Genomic DNA, 18,287 nt, shown 5'->3' with positions numbered 1-18,287 from the left:
GCTTTCTCCACAATAAAGGGAGCCCGAACATGTTCCGCCCCAAACTGCTCTTCACCAGCCTTGCCGCACTCGCTTTAGGCGCCTGCTCACCCCAGGATCCACAAGCGGTGACCTCGGCAGCCATCGCCAAGCAGGTGATCCTGCCGACCTACAGCCGCTGGGTCGACGCTGATCGCCAACTGGCCATCAGCGCCCTGGCCTTCTGCGAAGGCAAGGAAAACCTGGACACCGCCCGTGCCGACTTCCTCCACGCGCAAAAAGCCTGGGCCGAGTTGCAACCCCTGCTGATTGGCCCACTGGCCGAAGGCAACCGCTCCTGGCAGGTGCAGTTCTGGCCGGACAAGAAAAATCTGGTGGGGCGCCAGGTCGAGCAGTTGGTCACCGCCAACCCGCAGATCGACGCCGCCGCCCTGGCCAAGTCCAGTGTCGTGGTCCAGGGCCTGTCGGCCTACGAGTACATCCTCTTCGACAGCAAGATCGACATGGCCGACAGCGCGCAGAAAGCCCGCTACTGCCCGCTGCTGACCGCCATCGGTGAACGCCAGAAGCAACTGGCCGAAGAGATCCTGTCGAGCTGGAACACCAACGACGGCATGCTCGCGCAGATGAGCAAGTTCCCCAACCAGCGCTACGCCGACTCCCATGAAGCCATCGCCGATCTGCTGCGGGTTCAGGTCACAGCCCTGGATACCCTGAAGAAGAAACTCGGCACGCCAATGGGCCGCCAGACCAAGGGCATTCCACAGCCATTCCAGGCCGATGCCTGGCGCAGTCAGTCTTCCCTGCAAGGTTTGGAGGCCAGCCTCAGCGCCGCCCAGACCGTGTGGGCCGGGGTTGATAACAAAGGCCTGCGCGGCCTGCTGTCGGCCGATCAGAAGCCCCTGGCCGAGAAGATCGACGCCGCCTACGCCGCGTCGCTGAAACTCTTTGCCAGCACCCAACGCTCGCTGAGCGAAATGCTCGGTGACGACGCCGGACGCCAGCAACTCAACGATCTGTATGACAGCCTCAACGTGGTTCATCGCCTGCACGAAGGTGAGTTGGCCAAGGCGCTGGGCATCCAACTGGGCTTCAACGCCAACGACGGTGACTGATGATGCTGCGACGTCAGGCTTTGGCGCTGGGCAGCCTGCTGCTCAGCGCAGTGACCTTGGGCGGCTGGACGCTGTTCAAGCAAAAGGGCAAAGCGCCCTTGCTGCTTTCGGCCAGGGACGATGGTGATGGCAAACACTACGCCGTCGGTTTTCAGCTGGACGGTCAACAGGTGTTTGCCACCCAGGTCGGCCAGCGTTGCCACGACATCATCAATCACCCAAGCCTGCCGATCGCCTTGTTCGTGGCGCGGCGCCCGGGCACCGAAAGCTACTTGATCGACCTGCGGGACGGCACCCTGCTGCAAACCGTGGCCTCACAGCCCGACCGGCACTTCTACGGACACGCGGTGGTCCACAAGGACGGCCAGTGGCTGTACGCCACCGAGAACGACACCCGTGATCCGGGCCGTGGCCTGCTGGGCGTCTATCGCTTCGAAGGCGAGCGCCTGGTACACAGCGGCGAATTGTCCACCCACGGAGTTGGCCCGCATCAGGTGTCATGGATGCCCGACGGAGAAACCCTGGTAGTAGCCAACGGCGGTATCCGCACCGAAGCGGAAAGTCGGGTGGAGATGAACCTCGACGCCATGGCGCCGAGCCTGGTGTTGATGCAGCGCGACGGTACGCTGCTGAGCAAGGAAACCCTGGCCCAGCAGATGAACAGCGTGCGCCACATGGGTATCGCCAGCGACGGCACCATTGTCACCGGCCAACAATTCATGGGGGCAGCCCATGAGTCCTCGGAGCTGTTGGCGATCAAGCGACCGGGCCAGCCCTTCGCGGCCTTCCCGGTGGCCGAACAGCAATTGCAAGCCATGGGGCACTACACTGCCAGCGTCGCGGTACACAGCGACCTGCGACTGGTAGCCCTGACCGCCCCCCGGGGCAATCGCTTCTTCATCTGGGACCTGGACAGCGGCAGCGTGCGGGTCGACGCGCCACTGCCAGACTGCGCAGGAGTTGGTGCCGTAGCCGACGGTTTCGTGGTCACCTCGGGGCAAGGTCGTTGCCGCTTCTATGACTGCCGCCAGACACCGATTGTGGCCAAGCCCCTGGAGCTGCCTGCCGGGCTCTGGGACAACCACCTGCATCTGGTATGAGACGCTGCTTGCACGCCTTCTGGGGTCACTGTGAGCGCCTGAACGGCGGAAAATAAAAGGCCCCGCGATGCGAGGCCTTCAAGTGGCAGTAATACGGCTTCAACTTTGCGGTTTCAACCCTTGTGTCATGCCGAACATGAACAACAACAGATCATGATCGGGCTTGGCCGCTACAGAGGCCTTCGCTACCCGCGGCAGCGGACAATGAGCACCTTGGGCAGCACTGAGCACCTGCGTTCGTGGTTGCTCCCAGACAACCAGGGCCAAGGAAGCAACTGCCAAGGCTCCTGCCAGGAACAAACCTCGTGCAATTTCTAGCTTCATAGCTATAAACCTTTGATGGAGCTGCCAAACACCGTTCTATAAAAGTAGTAGAGCTTTTGCCAATCCGCGCCATTCCACGACGAATGGCGGCGCAGCTGCTTGAGGTCATGAGCGGCAGCCCGTTGACTGCTCAGACGCTGCCGACACTTCTCGAAATCCAGCAAGGCAACCTTCACCCGAGCCTGCTCGCCTTCGCCATCCACACGCACGAAAACATGCTTGGCATACAGGCAACCATGCTGCCAGCGGCCCTTGTGCATGCGCGCCAGGGTCGTCGCCAGGGCCTGCAACAGTCGGTCATGGAAGGCCTCACCATGGCGCTCGCGCCCACCGGCGGCATACCAGGTATCGACCTCGACAAAACCATCGAGCGCTGCGGTAACCAGCAAGGCCTGCCATTGATTCTGCGAATCACGCCGGGAACCACAGAACACCAATTCCGGCACCCCTACGTCGAGCAGACGCAAACCCATCATTGCATCCCGCTCGCGCAAAACCGTCGGTCGACCAAAAGGGTGCTGCCAACTGCGATAAATATGGCCGATCTGCCGCTTGGCGTAGAGCAGACGACCGCTGGTGCTGAGGATTCGCTGTACGCCGCTCTCGCCGCCTCGACGCTGATTGGGCTCCTCGACCCACTCACCTTGTTTGTTCCAGAAGTACTCGAAGCGATCTGAGGGCGCGGCATCCATTTCCGAAGCACATTCAACAGCCATCCTTTTACCTCTTGCGTAGTACGTACACTCGCCACATGGCGTAGAGCGGAAAGAAGTCCAAGTGCTCCTGGACACGAAAACCGGCTTGCCTGAATTCTTCTTCTACCATCGCTGCCGGTAACACGAAACGATTCTGGTAACCCTCCAGCCCAACATCGGACAGTCGCTTGCGCTCCATGCGCTTGCGCTTCCAGGCCTTGAAATTACCATCGACCCACAGCGAAATGATCACGCTGTCTCGAGTCACCCGCTGAAACTCCCGTAGCAGTGTCATCCGATGCTCGGCCTCGCCGATGTGATGCAACAGGCGCATGGAGAAAATACAATCCACGGCGTTATCCGGCAAATCGATGGCAAATGCAGATGTCTGCAAGGGCTTGACCCGTTTCAGCACTTCAGCCGGCTGCGCCACCGTGGCGGTGCTCAACATCGCCGCTGAATTGTCCGCACCGATGATGACGCGATTGGCCTTTTCGGCCAGCAGCGGCCAGAAACGACCTGCACCGCATGGCAGGTCCAGTACCAGCCCCGGCTCTCCTACCAGGGCCAGCGCGGCGCGGGCCAATTGTTCATCGCGCTTGTGCGACAACTGACGCGCCAGGCCATCCTGATGCTTGAGCAGATATTCCTGAGCATGTTGAGCATCGTACTTGTCGGAAAATTCCAGCTTGATCGGGGTAGCCATCATCAAGATCTCCTACTGCTGATAGCGCCACCTTAGGCAGCGGCATGTCAGCCACAGGTCATCCCTTTGTGAAAACTTTGTCCCGTCCAACCGAGAAATATTGCAGGGTTTTACAGCCTGTCGACAGTGGCCTGGGGCCACTTGATTGGAAAAATCGACAAGCACCTGGCCCGGTAAAACGGGGCCAGGTGGAATCCATCAAGTCTTGGCCGATTGCAGTTGCACGTGAAAACGACAGCCATTGGGAGTCATCGTGCTGAGGCTGACACTCCAGCCCTGGTTCTCGCAAATACGCTGGACCAGGGATAATCCAAGCCCCAAACCTTCGCCACGCTGTTCTTCACCACGTACGAAGGGCTGGAACATCGCCTCGCGTTTTTCCTCGGGAATACCAACCCCACTGTCCTCTACTACAAAGCCGTCCGGTGCCAGGCTAAGGCGAATAAACCCGCGCTCGGTGTAGTGCAAGGCGTTACGCAGCAGATTGCCCATGACCGCATGCAGGAAGGTTGCGTTATAGCGCATGTCGCCGGGTTGACCGGGCTCAAAGATCAACTCGATACCCTTGTCATTGATCGATTGGCTCCACACTCCCAGCAGGTCATTGGCAGCCTGTTTCAGGGTCAGTTGCGGCGACATGCTGGCGTCTTCCCGCTGGGCTCGCGCCAGCATCAGGAAGGTCTGTACCAACTCACGCATCTCTTCGCACGCCCGGGCAATCCTTTCGACCTGCGCCCGCCCGCGCAGATCCAGCCCTGGGTTTTCCAGGAGCAACTCGCAGGAAGTGGCCAAGACCATCAGCGGTGTGCGCAGTTCGTGACTGACATCACTGGTAAACAGCCGCTCGCGACTCAACGCCTGACGCAGGCGCCCCAGGGTCGCGTCGAAGGCAATGGCCAACTCACCGACCTCGTCCGCCGCGTAATCCGGAGCCAGCGGCGGGGCCAGCCCCAGTAACTGATCGCGATGACGTACCTGCCGTGCCAGACGTACCACCGGCGCCATCACCCGACGTGCCAGAATCCAGCCGAGGAACACCGCAAGCGCCAGGCTGAGGACAAAACCCACCAGTACCACGGCGAACAGAATGCGCTCGCGCTCTTCAAAATCACTTTGATCCTGCAGCAGCACATAGCGTCGACCATCGACCACTTCAACTATCGCGTGGTAGGACAGTTGCTCGCGAAAGACCTCATGAAAGCCCGGGTCCAGATGACGCAGGTCCTTGGGCAACTCGAAATCACCGCGCCCACCGCTGAAGTAGAACAACTGGTCGGGCTCGGGACGGTGGCGCCAGTCGGCAATGTCATCCATCAACAACAAGCGTTGCAGGTCACCGCCCAAACCGGCGGAGATGAGTTTCTCCTCCACCAGGTGCACGGTCGCCACGATCCCCATGGCAAACGCTCCCGCCACCAAGGCGCTCATCAAGGCAAAGGCAATGATGATGCGCTGGGCAAGGCTCTGCTTAAACTCCATCACGCCCCTCTGCCAAGCGGTAGCCGACACCGTGCACGGTGTGCAGCAGCGGCTTGGCGAAGGGTTTGTCGATCACTTGGCGCAGTTGGTGGACATGGCTGCGCAGGCTGTCGCTGTCGGGGCAATCATCACCCCAGAGGGCTTCTTCGAGAATTTCCCGGCGCAACACATGAGGGCTCTTCTGCATCAACACCGCCAGCAGCTTGAGCCCTACCGGGTTGAGTTTGAGCAGGCGGCCCTCGCGGGTAACCTCAAGGGTATCGAGGTCATAGCTCAGGTCACCGACCTGCAAGGAACGTCGGCCACCACCCTGGGTACGCCGCATCACGGCCTCGATCCGCGCAGCCAGCTCCGAGAGGGCAAACGGCTTGAGCAGGTAATCATCGGCCCCGGACTTGAAGCCCTGGAGCCGGTCATCCAGTTGGTCACGAGCGGTGAGCATGATCACCGGCGTGTCACGCCGGGCGTCTTCGCGCAGGCGCTTGCACAGGGTGTAACCATCGATCCCCGGCAGCATGATGTCGAGCACGATCAGGTCGTAATGCTCGGTGGCGGCCAGGTGCAAGCCCGACAGACCGTCCTGGGCGCAGTCCACGGTATAGCCTTTGAGCCCCAGGTAATCAGCCAGGTTGGCGAGAATATCGCGGTTGTCTTCAACCAATAGAATTCGCATCGGAACTCTCTCCCTACACAGTTACAGCCGTCTTGGCACGCGCAGCTTAAGGCCAAGTCCGACACACCGCCAGAGTTGTTGCCAGGTTCCGGAGCCCGCTCCGACGCCGTGAGCGGCTTGACGAGTTTTTCACCACGGTTTCACCCGCGGACGACAGGGGCAAGACCAGAATTGGTGCATTTGCCCGCGAAGAGAGCGGTCCGACGACACATTTCGCCGGGCACAAAAAAGCCCCGCCGGCTTTCACCGGCGGGGCTTTTTCAGTACAGGGGTAAGGCTGGCTTACATCATGCCGCCCATGCCACCCATGCCGCCCATGTCTGGCATGCCGCCAGCCGAAGGCTTGTCTTCCACGATTTCAGCAACAGCGGCTTCGGTGGTCAGGATCAGGCCGCCGATGGAGGATGCTGCTTGCAGCGCGGAACGGGTCACCTTGGTTGGATCCAGGATACCCATTTCGATCATGTCGCCGTATACGCCGGTAGCAGCGTTGTAACCGAAGTTACCCGAACCCTGCTTGACCTTGTCGACAACAACGCTTGGCTCGTCGCCGGAGTTGGCAACAATCTGGCGCAGCGGAGCTTCGATAGCGCGACGCAGAACGGCGATACCCACGTCCTGATCGGCGTTGTCGCCTTTCAGGTCGTTGATGCCTTGCAGAGCACGGATCAGGGCTACGCCACCGCCAGGTACCACGCCTTCTTCAACGGCTGCACGGGTAGCGTGCAGGGCGTCTTCAACGCGGGCTTTCTTCTCTTTCATTTCAACTTCGGAACCAGCGCCAACCTTGATCACTGCAACGCCGCCGGACAGCTTGGCCAGACGCTCTTGCAGTTTTTCACGGTCGTAGTCGGACGAAGTGTCGGCTACTTGCTGACGGATCTGAGTCACACGAGCCTGGATGTCCGCTTCAACGCCAGCACCGTCGATGATGGTGGTGTTTTCTTTGGACAGGATCACGCGCTTGGCGTTACCCAGGTGCTCCAGGGTGGTGCTTTCCAGGCTCAGGCCGATCTCTTCGGAGATAACGGTACCGCCAGTCAGAACAGCGATGTCCTGCAGCATGGCCTTGCGACGGTCGCCAAAGCCTGGGGCTTTAACGGCGGCGACTTTAACGATGCCACGCATGTTGTTCACAACCAGAGTCGCCAGGGCTTCGCCTTCAACGTCTTCAGCAACGATCAGCAGTGGGCGGCCGGCTTTGGCAACGGCTTCCAGCACTGGCAGCATTTCGCGGATGTTGGAGATCTTCTTGTCCACCAGCAGGATCAGCGGACCGTCCAGCTCGGCAACCATGGTGTCCGGCTTGTTGATGAAGTACGGGGACAGGTAGCCACGGTCGAACTGCATGCCTTCAACAACCGACAGTTCGTTTTCCAGGCCCGAGCCTTCTTCAACGGTGATCACGCCTTCTTTGCCGACTTTTTCCATGGCTTCGGCAATGATGTCGCCGATGGAGTTGTCGGAGTTGGCGGAGATGGTGCCAACCTGAGCGATGGCCTTGGAATCAGCGCAAGGCTTGGACAGACCTTTCAGCTCTTTGACGATGGCGATGGTCGCCTTGTCGATGCCGCGTTTCAGGTCCATCGGGTTCATGCCGGCAGCGACGGCTTTCAGGCCTTCGTTGACGATCGACTGAGCCAGAACGGTAGCAGTGGTAGTACCGTCGCCAGCGTCATCGTTGGCACGGGAGGCAACGTCTTTGACCAGCTGCGCGCCCATGTTCTCGAAGCGATCTTTCAGCTCGATTTCTTTGGCAACGGAAACGCCGTCCTTGGTGATGGTCGGAGCGCCGAAGCTCTTCTCGATGATCACGTTACGGCCTTTCGGGCCCAGGGTCGCTTTTACTGCGTCAGCCAGGACGTTGACACCGGTGAGCATTTTCTTGCGGGCGGAATCGCCGAATTTAACTTCTTTAGCAGCCATGATCGATATTCCTTAAATACTTTGTAGTAACGGGAAAATGAGCGGGAAATCAGCCTTCGATAACAGCGAGAATTTCGTTCTCAGCCATTACCAGCAGGTCTTCGCCGTCTACTTTCACAGTGTTGCTGCCGGAGTACGGGCCAAACACCACTTTGTCACCCACTTTCACGGCCAGCGCACGTACTTCACCGTTGTCCAGCACACGGCCAGTACCTACAGCGACGATTTCGCCACGGTTAGGTTTTTCAGCGGCCGAACCAGGCAGAACGATACCGCCGGCAGTTTTCGATTCTTCTTCGCTGCGACGGATGACGACGCGGTCATGCAGAGGACGAAGCTTCATTGTCGATCTCTCCTAATTGTGGTTTTCAGCGGCCGGTGTCGATACCGGCGGGTTAACAAATCCGGCGTGGCCGGTTGCGGCTCGCGAGCGAGCCGCGGAAGTCTGTCTGGTACCAGCACCAGAAACCTTGCGGTGACCGTTACATAAGGGCGCATAAGGTTATTACAAGGGCTGGCTGACGAATTTTTTTACATCCCTTGCGGTAAAACCAACACGGCACCCGAAGGTGCCGTGTGTTTGAGCCAGAGACTTATGAGTCGCGATGTTCGAACTCGCCTTCGATGACATTGGGCTCACGACCCAACGGCTGTTGCGGCGCAGGACCGCCACGGGCCGCGCGCATGTCGTCGGCAAAGGCACGCTGGCGCTGGGCCTGCTCCTCGGCACGCCGGCGCATTTTATTGGCCAGCAGGCGACGGCTGATCGGCAGCAGCATCAGCAGGCCGAACACATCGCTAATGAAACCCGGCAGGATCAGCAGGCCGCCACCCAGCGCCAGCATCAGGCCCTCGAGCATTTGCTGGGCCGGCAACTCGCCGCGGTTGAGACTTTCACGGGCACGCAGTGCCGTAGCCAGGCCGGCCACGCGCAACACCAGCACACCGAGCATCGAACCGAGAATGATCAGCAGCAGGGCCGGGAAAAACCCGATGGCCGCGCTGACCTTGACGAAGACGAACAGCTCCAACACCGGAAACAGCAGAAAGAGCAACAGAAAAGGGCGCATCAAATGGTTTCCTCTGCGGAAGAATGCCTTCCAATAGACCTTAAATGACGTCGCCAATTCGTGAATTCAAGCACCGACAGCCGTTTTTTTCGGCCATTGATCGGCGTGAGCCAGGAAAACCAGGGCCTCGCGAACCTGTGTCGGCGTGTTGCAAGGGCTTGGGAACGACAACCAGTACAGCTCCTGGCCGATGCGCAGGTGCATGCCCTCGGTATCGATCCCGACCAATTGCGCCGGCTCGTGGTTCGGCAACCCAGTGAGTTCGACGTAATGGGCAATGGCCTTGGCGTGGTCGCTGTTCATGTGCTCGACCATGCTCTGCTCGGCCTTGCCGGCGAAGGGGTTGGCCAGGGTCACCTGATCGACCCAGTGAATCGCGCCGAAACCGCCGATGTAGCGATGGCGCACCGGCTTGAGCACCCAGAAATCAAAGTCATGGGCCTTGTGGTAGTTCTGCGACTCGGGGAAATAGCGGTAGTAGCGCTCGGCGGCGGCCTCGATCGCGGCACTGTCCTCAAGCTTCTCGGCTTCGGCCAGGTAGGTCAGGCGTCCCACCGCCTGCACGTCTTCGGCACCCCGCTCTCCTACCAGCAGCGAACACTTGGGGTCCTTCTGCAGATTGTGGGTGTGCTGGGCGATACGACTGATGAGGATCAGCGGCCGTCCCTCGGCATCCAGGCAGTAAGGCACCACGGAACCGAAGGGAAAACCCGGCATGGCCTTGGAATGCGTCGCCAACGCGCCGCGGTATTCCTTGAGCAGCAATTCTCGTGCATTCTTGGCAGCTTCAACGCTCACATTGTGACTCCTTCCTTAAAATCCGTCGGAAACGGACGGGCGCCTGGAGCATTGTTCCAGCTACGCCAACGGGGCAATTCTCATCTGCAGCCAGGTCCGGCCGCCGGCCGAGGTTCCCCAACAAGGACAACCTTCAAAGACCTGCTAGCGGGACATGCAAATGCAACTCACTGACAAAGTAATCATTATCACGGGCGGTTGCCAAGGTCTGGGCCGCTCCATGGCCGAGTATTTCGCCGCCAAGGGCGCCAGGCTGGCCCTGGTGGACCTGAGCCAGGAAAAGCTCGACCAGGCCGTCGCCGCCTGCAAGGCCCACGGCGTCGAAGCCCGCGCCTATCTGTGCAATGTCGCCAATGAAGAACAGGTCACCCACATGGTGGCCCAGGTCGCCGAGGACTTTGGTGCCATCCACGGCTTGATCAACAACGCCGGGATCCTGCGTGACGGCCTGCTGGTCAAGGTCAAGGATGGCGAGATGACCAAGATGAGCCTGGCCCAATGGCAGGCGGTGATCGACGTCAACCTGACCGGGGTATTCCTTTGCACGCGGGAAGTGGCGGCGAAGATGATCAAGCTGAACAACAGCGGCGCGATCATCAATATTTCTTCGATCTCGCGGGCGGGCAACATCGGCCAGACCAACTATTCGGCGGCCAAGGCCGGGGTGGCAGCGGCTACCGTGACCTGGGCCAAGGAGTTGGCGCGCTACGGCATCCGCGTCGCGGGCATTGCCCCAGGTTTCATCGAGACCGAGATGACCCTGGGCATGAAGCCCGAGGCGCTGGAGAAGATGACCGCCGGCATTCCGCTCAAGCGCATGGGCAGGCCGGAAGAGATCGCCCACTCGGCGGCCTATATCTTCGAGAACGACTACTACACCGGGCGCATCCTGGAGATGGACGGCGGTTTGCGGGTCTGATCCTGCCGCACCTGCCGTAGGAGCCGGCTTGCCGGCGAAAGCGATCTCGCGGACGCCTTCGCCGGCAAGCCGGCTCCTACATACAAGCACCGGTCTCGGGTTTCAGTCGTCGCTGATGGTGATGTTGGGCATCGCCGGCGCGGCGGCTTCCTGCAATACGATGCGTGCTCCAACGTGCCGGGCCAGTTCCTGGTAGACCATGGCGATCTGGCTTTCAGGCTCGGCGATCACTGTCGGCTTGCCACCATCGGCCTGCTCGCGGATCAGCATCGACAACGGCAACGAAGCCAGCAGTTCGACATCGTACTGGCTGGCCAGCTTCTCGCCGCCGCCTTCGCCAAACAGATGCTCGGCATGGCCGCAGTTGGAGCAGATGTGCACCGCCATGTTTTCCACCACGCCCAGCACTGGGATGTTGACCTTGCGGAACATCTCCACGCCCTTGCGCGCGTCCAGCAAAGCCAGGTCCTGAGGCGTAGTGACGATCACTGCGCCGGCCACCGGGACCTTCTGTGCCAGGGTCAACTGGATATCACCGGTGCCCGGCGGCATGTCGATCACCAAGTAGTCGAGGTTGCCCCAATCGGTCTGGGTCACCAGTTGCAGCAAGGCCCCTGAGACCATCGGACCGCGCCAGACCATCGGCGTGTTGTCGTCGGTCAGAAAGGCCATGGACATGACCTCGACACCGTGGGACTCGATCGGCACGAACCACTTCTGGTCCTTGATCTTCGGCCGGGTGCCTTCGGCGATGCCAAACATGATGCCCTGGCTCGGACCATAGATATCAGCATCGAGAATCCCCACCTTAGCGCCTTCCCGAGCCAGGGCCAGGGCCAGGTTGGCGGCGGTGGTGGACTTGCCCACGCCGCCCTTGCCGGAGGCTACCGCCACCACGTTCTTGACGTTGGCCAGGCCCGGGATCTGTGCCTGTGCCTTGTGCGCGGCGATCACGCTGGTGATCTCGACCTTGGCCGAGCTCACGCCGTCCAGGCCCTCGATGGCCAGTTGCAGCATCTGCGCCCAACCGCTCTTGAACAGACCGGCGGCATAACCCAGTTCCATGCGAACCGTGACCCGGTCGCCCTGGACGTCGATATCCCGCACACAGCCGGCGCTGACCGGATCCTGGTTCAGGTAAGGGTCGGTGTATTGGCGAAGGACGGCTTCCACCGCTGCGCGATTGACGGCGCTCATGGGCAACTCCGATAACAAGACAGGAAAATCAGCCGGCTATCCTACGCCGCCGACTCCTTTGTGGCGAGAAAGCTTGCTGTGCACAATCTGCCCGGAAAGGTGAAAAATCCGCGCCGGCGCTTTATAGTGGCCGACCTCCGTTTCATCAAGTAGCCGAGCCCCATGTCCGAGCCACGCAAGATCCTCGTCACCAGCGCCCTGCCCTATGCCAATGGTTCCATCCACCTTGGCCACATGCTTGAGTACATCCAGACCGACATGTGGGTGCGCTTCCAGAAGCATCGCGGCAATCAATGCATCTATGTCTGCGCGGACGACGCACACGGCTCGGCCATCATGTTGCGCGCGGAAAAGGAAGGCATCACTCCGGAACAGTTGATCGCCAATGTCCAGGCTGAGCACAGCGCCGACTTTGCCGATTTCCTGGTGGACTTCGATAACTTCCACTCCACTCACGCCGAAGAAAACCGTGAGCTGTCGAGCCAGATCTACCTGAAGCTGCGTGACGCCGGGCACATCGCGACCCGTTCGATCACCCAGTACTTCGACCCGGAAAAGAAAATGTTCCTGGCCGACCGCTTCATCAAGGGCACCTGCCCGAAATGCGGCACCGAGGACCAGTACGGTGACAACTGCGAAAAATGCGGCGCCACCTATGCACCGACCGACCTGAAGAATCCGAAATCGGCCATTTCCGGTGCAACTCCAGTGCTCAAGGACTCTCAGCACTTCTTCTTCAAGCTGCCGGACTTCCAGCAGATGCTGCAGGAGTGGACCCGCAGCGGCACCCTGCAGGACGCCGTGGCGAACAAGATTGCCGAGTGGCTGGATGTCGGCCTGCAGCAGTGGGATATCTCCCGTGATGCGCCGTACTTCGGTTTCGAGATCCCCGACGAGCCGGGCAAGTACTTCTATGTGTGGCTGGACGCGCCGATCGGCTACATGGCCAGCTTCAAGAACCTGTGCGAGCGTACGCCGGAGCTGGACTTCGACGCGTTCTGGGGCAAGGACTCCACCGCCGAGCTGTACCACTTCATCGGCAAGGACATCGTCAACTTCCACGCACTGTTCTGGCCGGCCATGCTCGAAGGCGCCGGTTTCCGCAAACCGACCGGCATCAACGTACACGGTTACCTGACCGTCAACGGCCAGAAGATGTCCAAGTCCCGCGGCACCTTTATCAAGGCCCGGACTTACCTGGACCACCTGACGCCGGAATACCTGCGTTATTACTACGCGTCCAAGCTGGGCCGTGGCGTCGACGACCTGGACCTGAACCTCGAAGACTTCGTGCAGAAGGTCAACTCCGATCTGGTCGGCAAGGTGGTCAACATCGCCAGCCGTTGCGCCGGGTTCATCCACAAGGGCAATGCCGGTGTACTGGTGGCCGGCAGCGCCGCACCAGAACTCGACGCAGCGTTCCTGGCCGCCGCGCCAAGCATCGCCGAAGCCTATGAAGCCCGCGACTTTGCGCGTGCCATGCGCGAAATCATGGGCCTGGCCGACCGTGCCAACGCCTGGATCGCCGACAAGGCACCATGGTCGTTGAACAAGCAGGAAGGCAAGCAGGATGAAGTCCAGGCCATCTGTGCCCAGGGCATCAACCTGTTCCGCCAGTTGGTGATCTTCCTCAAGCCGGTGCTGCCGCTGCTGGCCGCCGATGCCGAGGCGTTCCTCAACGTCGCGCCGCTGACCTGGAACGACCATCAGACCCTGCTGAGCAACCATCAGTTGAACGAATTCAAGCCGCTGATGACGCGGATCGACCCGGTAAAGGTACAAGCCATGACCGACGCCTCGAAAGAAGACCTCGCGGCCAGCCAGACCGACACCAGCGCCAGCGCCCCACAAGGCAACGGCGAGCTGAGTAAGGACCCGCTGTCGCCGGAAATCGAGTTCGACGCCTTTGCCGCCGTGGATCTGCGCGTAGCCCTGATCCTCAAGGCCGAACACGTGGAAGGTGCCGACAAGCTGCTGCGCCTGACCCTGGATATCGGTGACGAACAGCGCAATGTGTTCTCCGGAATCAAGAGTGCCTACCCGGATCCGTCCAAGCTTGAAGGTCGCCTGACCATGATGATCGCCAACCTCAAGCCACGGAAAATGCGCTTTGGCATCTCCGAAGGCATGGTGATGGCCGCCGGCCCCGGCGGTGAAGAGATCTACCTGCTGAGCCCGGACAGCGGCGCCAAGCCAGGCCAGCGGATCAAGTAAGACTTCGCGCTGGACCCTATCCCCCCGTCGCGCACAGGCGTAACGGGGGGATTTGCATATCTGGCGCCCCTGCGCCCGCGCGGGAGTTTGCCTACTCTTGAGGGACAGCCTGTTCGCCCCGGCCCCAACCATGACCCACTTCCTGCTTGCCCTTATCAGCACCGCCCTGATCAACAACTTTGTGTTGCAGTGGCCCCTGGGCGTTGATCCGCTGCTCCAGGTCCCAACTGGCACTACTCGGCAACGGCTCCACGCCCTGGGCCTTGCCACCACGGCCTTGATGCTGGTCAGCAGCGTGCTGGGGCATGTCCTTTATCGTGGGCTGCTGGTGCCCTGGGGCCTGGAGTCGCTGCAGTTGTTCCTGTGGCTGCCCTTGAGCGTGCTGCTGATCAAACCACTTCTGAGCCTGCTGTCCCGAGCCCTGCCCAGACTGCCGTTCGACGGCCTCTGGCCCTTGCTCCTGGGCAACGCCGGCATACTTGGCCTGCTGTTGATCGCCAGCCAGGAGAACCTTGGGCTGGTGACCCTCAGCGCCATGAGCCTGGGTGCCGGACTGGGTTTCTGGCTGGTATTGGGTCTGTTCAGTGACCTGCGCCAACGTATCTCCACCAACGATGTTCCGCTGCCCTGGCAAGGCCTGCCGATCGACCTGATCAGCGCCGGTCTGTTGGCAGTGGCGTTTCTCGGCTTCAACGGACTGATCAAAACATGAGTCTGATTCAACGCATCGATGCCCTGCTGCCCCAGACCCAATGCGGCAAGTGCGGCCATCCCGGATGTCAGCCCTATGCCCAGGGCATTGCTGATGGCGAGGCTATCAACAAGTGCCCGCCCGGAGGCCAGGAAACCATTGCGGCCTTGGCGCAGTTACTCAAGCTGCCCGTACTGGAGCTGGACCACAGTCGCGGCCAAGCCCCAGCCCAGGTGGCGCATATCCGTGAAGCCGAATGCATCGGCTGTACCAAGTGCATTCAAGCCTGCCCGGTGGATGCCATCCTTGGCGCGGCCAAATTGATGCACACCGTACTCATCGACGAATGCACCGGCTGCGATTTGTGCGTGGCGCCCTGCCCTGTGGACTGCATCGACATGCTGCCGCTGCCCGAGGCCCGGGTGGTAGCAATTGTCGGCGGCCTGGCCAAAAGCGCCGAGCAACTGCTGGCCCGCAGTGACAAGCGCGATCATGCGCGGCGGCGCTTCGAACAACGCAATGCACGGCTGCAACGGGAAGAGGCGCGGCGTCTGGCAGAACGCCAAGCACGGGCGCAACGCGCCGCCCAGGCTACCGACAACAGCCAGGATCCACTGCAGGCGGCCATCGAACGCGTTCGCGCACAAAAAGCCGCAGCCGCCGATGCCGCGCTGAAAAAAGCCAAGATCGATCTGGCGATGAGTCGGACGCAGTTGAACAAGTCGCTCAAGGCCTTCGGTCATCCACCGACCTTCGAACAACAATCGCAACTGATCGTCCTGCAGAGTCAGTTCCAGACCGCCGAGCAGGCACTGCTCCAGTTGGAGGCCGAGGCACCACCTGCTCCGGCCCCGGTGGCCAAGGATGCCGACCTCAAGCGAGCGAAGATCCAGCTGGCAACACGCCGCGCCGAACTGAAAAAAACCCAGGCCGCAGGCGCTTCGAGCACAGAGCTGGAAGCCTTGAGCGCCGCTCTGGCGACTGCCGAGCAAGCCCTGCATGCCGCCGAGGCTGCCAGTGAAAAGCCCGCCCCGGTGCTCACCCGAATCGACAAACGCCCGATTGACCCACAGTTGCGGCAACTGAAAACCGAGCTGGCCTATGCCCGCGCCGACTTGAACAGACTGCAGCGCCAGGTCGATAGCAACCCCGAACAACAGGCCCAGGCCCAGGCTCGCCTGAATGAGGCCGAGCGCCAGGTGAACGCCCATGACGCTGGCTGACGGAGTCGATCTACGCCTGCGCCAGGCCATGCAGAGAGTGCTGCTGGCCACGCTGCCAGGTCTGTTGGTACTTCTGTGGCTGTACGGTTGGGGACTGTTGCTCAACCTGCTACTGACAGTCAGTGGTGCCCTGGCCATGGAAGCCCTGGTCATGTTCCTGCGTCGACGCCCATTACCCCCCGCCCTCAGTGATGGCAGTGCGCTGGTCAGCGCCACCCTGCTGGCCCTGGCCTTGCCACCCTATTGCCCCTGGTGGCTACCGCTGAGTACCGCGGCCTGCGCCATGCTCTTTGGCAAGCAGCTATACGGCGGGGTCGGGCAAAACCCCTTCAATCCAGCCATGTTGGGTTATGCCCTGGCCTTGTTGTGCTTCCCACAATCGACGACTCACTGGCCGGCCCCCCATGCCATGGACCTGCTCGGCGGCCTGCAGCAGGTTTTCGGCTTCGGCAGCGATTTGCGAGCGGATGCCTGGGCCCAGGCCACCGCACTGGACAGCCTGCGGATCAACAAGAGCCTGACCATCGACGAACTCTTTGCCGGCAACCCGGCCTTCGGCCATTTTGGTGGCCGAGGGGCCGAATGGGTGAACCTGGGGTTTCTCGCCGGAGGCCTGTTTCTGCTGCAGCAACGAGTCATCAGTTGGCAGGCGCCGGTGGGGATGCTGGGCGCCCTATTGCTGGTCAGCCTGTTGTGCTGGAACGGTACCGGTTCCGACTCCCATGGCTCACCGCTGTTTCACCTGCTCAGCGGTGCCAGCATGCTCGGCGCATTCTTCATCGTCACAGAGCCGGTGTCCGGCCCCAAGGCGGCGAAAGCCCGACTGCTGTTTGGCATCGGCGTCGGCCTGTTGACTTATCTGATCCGAACCTGGGGCGGCTATCCAGACGGGGTCGCATTCGCCGTGCTGTTGATGAACCTCGCAGTGCCCGCACTGGAACGGTTCTGTGGCACCGAACAACAGGTACGCACATCATGAAGAGAACTCGCAGCCTGCTCTTGCTACTGGTGCTCGCCGCCCTGGGCGTCGGCGCCACCCTGTGGCTGCAACGCGCTACCGCGCCCCACATCGACGCCGAGCAGCGAGCATTGCAGGCGCGCAAGCTGCTGGATGTACTGCCCTCCGGCAGCTATGACAATCATCCACTGGATCACCCGCTGCACCTGAACGATGTGCAATTGAGCAACAGTCGCTTGCTGGACGGCTATCTGGCGACCCTCGATGGCCAACCCAGCGCATTGCTGTTGCGCAGCCAGGTCACGGGTTACGCCGGCCCCATCGAGCTGTTGATCGCCATCGACAGTCATGGGCGCCTGCTGGGTAGCAAAACCCTCAAACAGGATGAAACCCCGGGACTGGGCGGCCGTATCGCAGAGCACCCCAACGCCTGGCTACAGGGCTTTTCCGGAAAGTCCCGCAATGATCCAGGCGACAACGCCTGGGCCTTGAAGAAGGACAATGGGCAATTCGATCAAATCGCCGGTGCCACCATCACCTCCCGGGCCGTAGTCAGTGCCCTGCACGATGCCCTGCGCTACTTTGACGAGCATCGCGAGCAGTTACTCAGCGGAGCGCCCCATGAGTAAGCCACTGTCCTTGCCGGGCCTGCTGATGCTGACACCGCTGATCGGGGCCACAGACTCCTGGATCAAGGCCATTGGCCTGGCCCTGGCCTGCATGCTGCTGATCAGCACCTTTGGTGCCAGCATGCAGTTGCTGCGCCCACGCATCGAGAAGCGCTGCCAATTGCTCGCCAGCCTGCTGCTCAGCGCCGCCCTCGGCAGCTGCCTGTGGCTGGCGCTGCAAGCCTGGAGTTATGAACTGCACCAGCAACTGGGGCTTTACCTGGGCTTGCTGGCACTGCAATGCGTGGTCCTGGAGCAGGCAGGCTTTTTCCAGCACCCCGCCCGCTTACGCCTGGCCGGCTGTTTCTGCAATGCACTGATAGTGCTGGGCGCCTTGCGCGAACTGCTGGGTACCGGCGCGCTGGGCAACCATCTGGGTTGGCTCGCCGGCCTCGCGGATGATGGCAGCGGCTGGGTGCTGCTGCCGCAAGGCGGATTGCGCCTGCTGACGCTGGCCCCCGGCGGTTTTATCCTGCTGGGTCTGCTATTGGCCGCGCAACGGGCCTGGGCCGCCTCTTCGATCTTCAACCGACCGCCTTCGAGGAAATGAAC

The 18,287-nt window shown here is 61.1% G+C and carries 19 protein-coding genes; 9 read left to right on the top strand and 10 right to left on the bottom strand.

The features are described from left to right. Positions 1-29: 29 nt before the first annotated feature. Both GV818_RS09325 and GV818_RS09320 read left to right on the top strand, forming a co-directional pair. The gene (locus tag GV818_RS09325; RefSeq protein ID WP_161758378.1) at positions 30-1,094 is read left to right on the top strand and encodes an imelysin family protein; all 1,065 of its coding nucleotides are present in this window, start codon (positions 30-32) and stop codon (positions 1,092-1,094) included. Between the two features lie 2 nt (positions 1,095-1,096). Further along, positions 1,097-2,194 carry a DUF1513 domain-containing protein gene (locus GV818_RS09320; RefSeq protein WP_161776402.1) on the top strand — a complete coding sequence of 366 codons (1,098 nt, stop codon included), beginning with the start codon at positions 1,097-1,099 and terminating at the stop codon, positions 2,192-2,194. Positions 2,195-2,293: 99 nt separating this feature from the next. On the opposite strand, the gene GV818_RS09315 is transcribed toward GV818_RS09320, so the two are convergent. The 9 genes from GV818_RS09315 to GV818_RS09275 all read right to left on the bottom strand — a co-directional run bounded on the left by GV818_RS09315 (position 2,294) and on the right by GV818_RS09275 (position 9,865). After that, positions 2,294-2,518 (bottom strand): hypothetical protein, encoded by a 225-nt coding sequence (locus tag GV818_RS09315; protein WP_161758377.1) that lies wholly within the window; start codon positions 2,516-2,518, stop codon positions 2,294-2,296. Positions 2,519-2,520: 2 nt separating this feature from the next. Continuing rightward, a complete protein-coding gene (locus tag GV818_RS09310; protein ID WP_161758376.1) occupies positions 2,521-3,234 on the bottom strand; it encodes a lipopolysaccharide kinase InaA family protein in 714 nt (237 codons plus the stop codon). Positions 3,235-3,238: 4 nt separating this feature from the next. Next, positions 3,239-3,919: a class I SAM-dependent methyltransferase gene (locus tag GV818_RS09305; protein WP_161758375.1), complete on the bottom strand. Its 681-nt coding sequence runs from the start codon at positions 3,917-3,919 to the stop codon at positions 3,239-3,241. A gap of 198 nt (positions 3,920-4,117) precedes the next feature. Continuing rightward, positions 4,118-5,398, bottom strand: coding sequence for a sensor histidine kinase (locus GV818_RS09300; RefSeq protein WP_161758374.1), 1,281 nt, complete (start codon positions 5,396-5,398; stop codon positions 4,118-4,120). After that, a complete protein-coding gene (gene colR / locus GV818_RS09295; protein WP_161758373.1) occupies positions 5,388-6,071 on the bottom strand; it encodes a two-component system response regulator ColR in 684 nt (227 codons plus the stop codon). Before colR ends, GV818_RS09300 begins: the two co-directional genes overlap by 11 nt. 282 nt (positions 6,072-6,353) lie before the next feature. Beyond that, positions 6,354-7,997: a chaperonin GroEL gene (gene groL / locus GV818_RS09290; protein ID WP_161758372.1), complete on the bottom strand. Its 1,644-nt coding sequence runs from the start codon at positions 7,995-7,997 to the stop codon at positions 6,354-6,356. Between the two features lie 49 nt (positions 7,998-8,046). Further along, complete coding sequence (locus GV818_RS09285; protein ID WP_011063093.1) at positions 8,047-8,340, bottom strand: co-chaperone GroES; 294 nt, start codon at positions 8,338-8,340, stop codon at positions 8,047-8,049. A gap of 250 nt (positions 8,341-8,590) precedes the next feature. Beyond that, on the bottom strand, positions 8,591-9,067 hold the full coding sequence (locus tag GV818_RS09280; protein WP_161758371.1) for an FxsA family protein: 477 nt from the start codon (positions 9,065-9,067) through the stop codon (positions 8,591-8,593). Positions 9,068-9,133: 66 nt separating this feature from the next. After that, positions 9,134-9,865: a HugZ family protein gene (locus GV818_RS09275; protein ID WP_161776401.1), complete on the bottom strand. Its 732-nt coding sequence runs from the start codon at positions 9,863-9,865 to the stop codon at positions 9,134-9,136. A gap of 160 nt (positions 9,866-10,025) precedes the next feature. Between GV818_RS09275 and GV818_RS09270 the strand changes: the two genes are divergently transcribed. Next, on the top strand, positions 10,026-10,784 hold the full coding sequence (locus GV818_RS09270) for an SDR family oxidoreductase (protein ID WP_161776400.1): 759 nt from the start codon (positions 10,026-10,028) through the stop codon (positions 10,782-10,784). A 102-nt stretch (positions 10,785-10,886) separates the two neighbouring features. Here GV818_RS09270 and apbC read toward each other — a convergent pair whose 3' ends face one another. Next, positions 10,887-11,981 carry an iron-sulfur cluster carrier protein ApbC gene (apbC, locus tag GV818_RS09265; protein ID WP_110594902.1) on the bottom strand — a complete coding sequence of 365 codons (1,095 nt, stop codon included), beginning with the start codon at positions 11,979-11,981 and terminating at the stop codon, positions 10,887-10,889. A gap of 162 nt (positions 11,982-12,143) precedes the next feature. Here apbC and metG point away from each other — a divergent pair, with 162 nt between their 5' ends. The 6 genes from metG (at position 12,144) to GV818_RS09235 (ending at position 18,285) form a co-directional block, all read left to right on the top strand. Further along, complete coding sequence (metG, locus tag GV818_RS09260; protein ID WP_161758368.1) at positions 12,144-14,195, top strand: methionine--tRNA ligase; 2,052 nt, start codon at positions 12,144-12,146, stop codon at positions 14,193-14,195. Positions 14,196-14,325: 130 nt separating this feature from the next. Next, positions 14,326-14,907, top strand: coding sequence for an Rnf-Nqr domain containing protein (locus tag GV818_RS09255; RefSeq protein ID WP_161758367.1), 582 nt, complete (start codon positions 14,326-14,328; stop codon positions 14,905-14,907). Then, the gene (gene rsxB, locus GV818_RS09250) at positions 14,904-16,109 is read left to right on the top strand and encodes an electron transport complex subunit RsxB (protein ID WP_161776399.1); all 1,206 of its coding nucleotides are present in this window, start codon (positions 14,904-14,906) and stop codon (positions 16,107-16,109) included. The genes GV818_RS09255 and rsxB overlap by 4 nt, the downstream gene beginning before the upstream one ends. Next, positions 16,096-17,088, top strand: a complete 993-nt coding sequence (locus GV818_RS09245; RefSeq protein ID WP_161776398.1) for an RnfABCDGE type electron transport complex subunit D — start codon at positions 16,096-16,098, stop codon at positions 17,086-17,088. Before rsxB ends, GV818_RS09245 begins: the two co-directional genes overlap by 14 nt. Next, positions 17,085-17,696, top strand: a complete 612-nt coding sequence (locus GV818_RS09240; RefSeq protein ID WP_161776397.1) for an RnfABCDGE type electron transport complex subunit G — start codon at positions 17,085-17,087, stop codon at positions 17,694-17,696. Before GV818_RS09245 ends, GV818_RS09240 begins: the two co-directional genes overlap by 4 nt. Next, positions 17,689-18,285: an Rnf-Nqr domain containing protein gene (locus GV818_RS09235; protein ID WP_161776396.1), complete on the top strand. Its 597-nt coding sequence runs from the start codon at positions 17,689-17,691 to the stop codon at positions 18,283-18,285. The genes GV818_RS09240 and GV818_RS09235 overlap by 8 nt, the downstream gene beginning before the upstream one ends. Positions 18,286-18,287: the final 2 nt, after the last annotated feature.

Source organism: Pseudomonas sp. Fl4BN1 (assembly GCF_009908285.1).
Lineage (GTDB): Bacteria > Pseudomonadota > Gammaproteobacteria > Pseudomonadales > Pseudomonadaceae > Aquipseudomonas.
This window is presented reverse-complemented; position numbering and strand designations above follow the sequence as displayed.

Bases quoted from the DNA above. Each gene is read 5' to 3' on its own strand.
- GV818_RS09325 (WP_161758378.1), top strand. From the start codon at position 30: ATGTTCCGCCCCAAACTGCTCTTCACCAGCCTTGCCGCACTCGCTTTA.
- GV818_RS09320 (WP_161776402.1), top strand. From the start codon at position 1,097: ATGCTGCGACGTCAGGCTTTGGCGCTGGGCAGCCTGCTGCTCAGCGCA.
- GV818_RS09315 (WP_161758377.1), bottom strand. From the start codon at position 2,518: ATGAAGCTAGAAATTGCACGAGGTTTGTTCCTGGCAGGAGCCTTGGCA.
- GV818_RS09310 (WP_161758376.1), bottom strand. From the start codon at position 3,234: ATGGCTGTTGAATGTGCTTCGGAAATGGATGCCGCGCCCTCAGATCGC.
- GV818_RS09305 (WP_161758375.1), bottom strand. From the start codon at position 3,919: ATGGCTACCCCGATCAAGCTGGAATTTTCCGACAAGTACGATGCTCAA.
- GV818_RS09300 (WP_161758374.1), bottom strand. From the start codon at position 5,398: ATGGAGTTTAAGCAGAGCCTTGCCCAGCGCATCATCATTGCCTTTGCC.
- colR (WP_161758373.1), bottom strand. From the start codon at position 6,071: ATGCGAATTCTATTGGTTGAAGACAACCGCGATATTCTCGCCAACCTG.
- groL (WP_161758372.1), bottom strand. From the start codon at position 7,997: ATGGCTGCTAAAGAAGTTAAATTCGGCGATTCCGCCCGCAAGAAAATG.
- GV818_RS09285 (WP_011063093.1), bottom strand. From the start codon at position 8,340: ATGAAGCTTCGTCCTCTGCATGACCGCGTCGTCATCCGTCGCAGCGAA.
- GV818_RS09280 (WP_161758371.1), bottom strand. From the start codon at position 9,067: ATGCGCCCTTTTCTGTTGCTCTTTCTGCTGTTTCCGGTGTTGGAGCTG.
- GV818_RS09270 (WP_161776400.1), top strand. From the start codon at position 10,026: ATGCAACTCACTGACAAAGTAATCATTATCACGGGCGGTTGCCAAGGT.
- apbC (WP_110594902.1), bottom strand. From the start codon at position 11,981: ATGAGCGCCGTCAATCGCGCAGCGGTGGAAGCCGTCCTTCGCCAATAC.
- metG (WP_161758368.1), top strand. From the start codon at position 12,144: ATGTCCGAGCCACGCAAGATCCTCGTCACCAGCGCCCTGCCCTATGCC.
- GV818_RS09255 (WP_161758367.1), top strand. From the start codon at position 14,326: ATGACCCACTTCCTGCTTGCCCTTATCAGCACCGCCCTGATCAACAAC.
- rsxB (WP_161776399.1), top strand. From the start codon at position 14,904: ATGAGTCTGATTCAACGCATCGATGCCCTGCTGCCCCAGACCCAATGC.
- GV818_RS09245 (WP_161776398.1), top strand. From the start codon at position 16,096: ATGACGCTGGCTGACGGAGTCGATCTACGCCTGCGCCAGGCCATGCAG.
- GV818_RS09240 (WP_161776397.1), top strand. From the start codon at position 17,085: ATGAAGAGAACTCGCAGCCTGCTCTTGCTACTGGTGCTCGCCGCCCTG.
- GV818_RS09235 (WP_161776396.1), top strand. From the start codon at position 17,689: ATGAGTAAGCCACTGTCCTTGCCGGGCCTGCTGATGCTGACACCGCTG.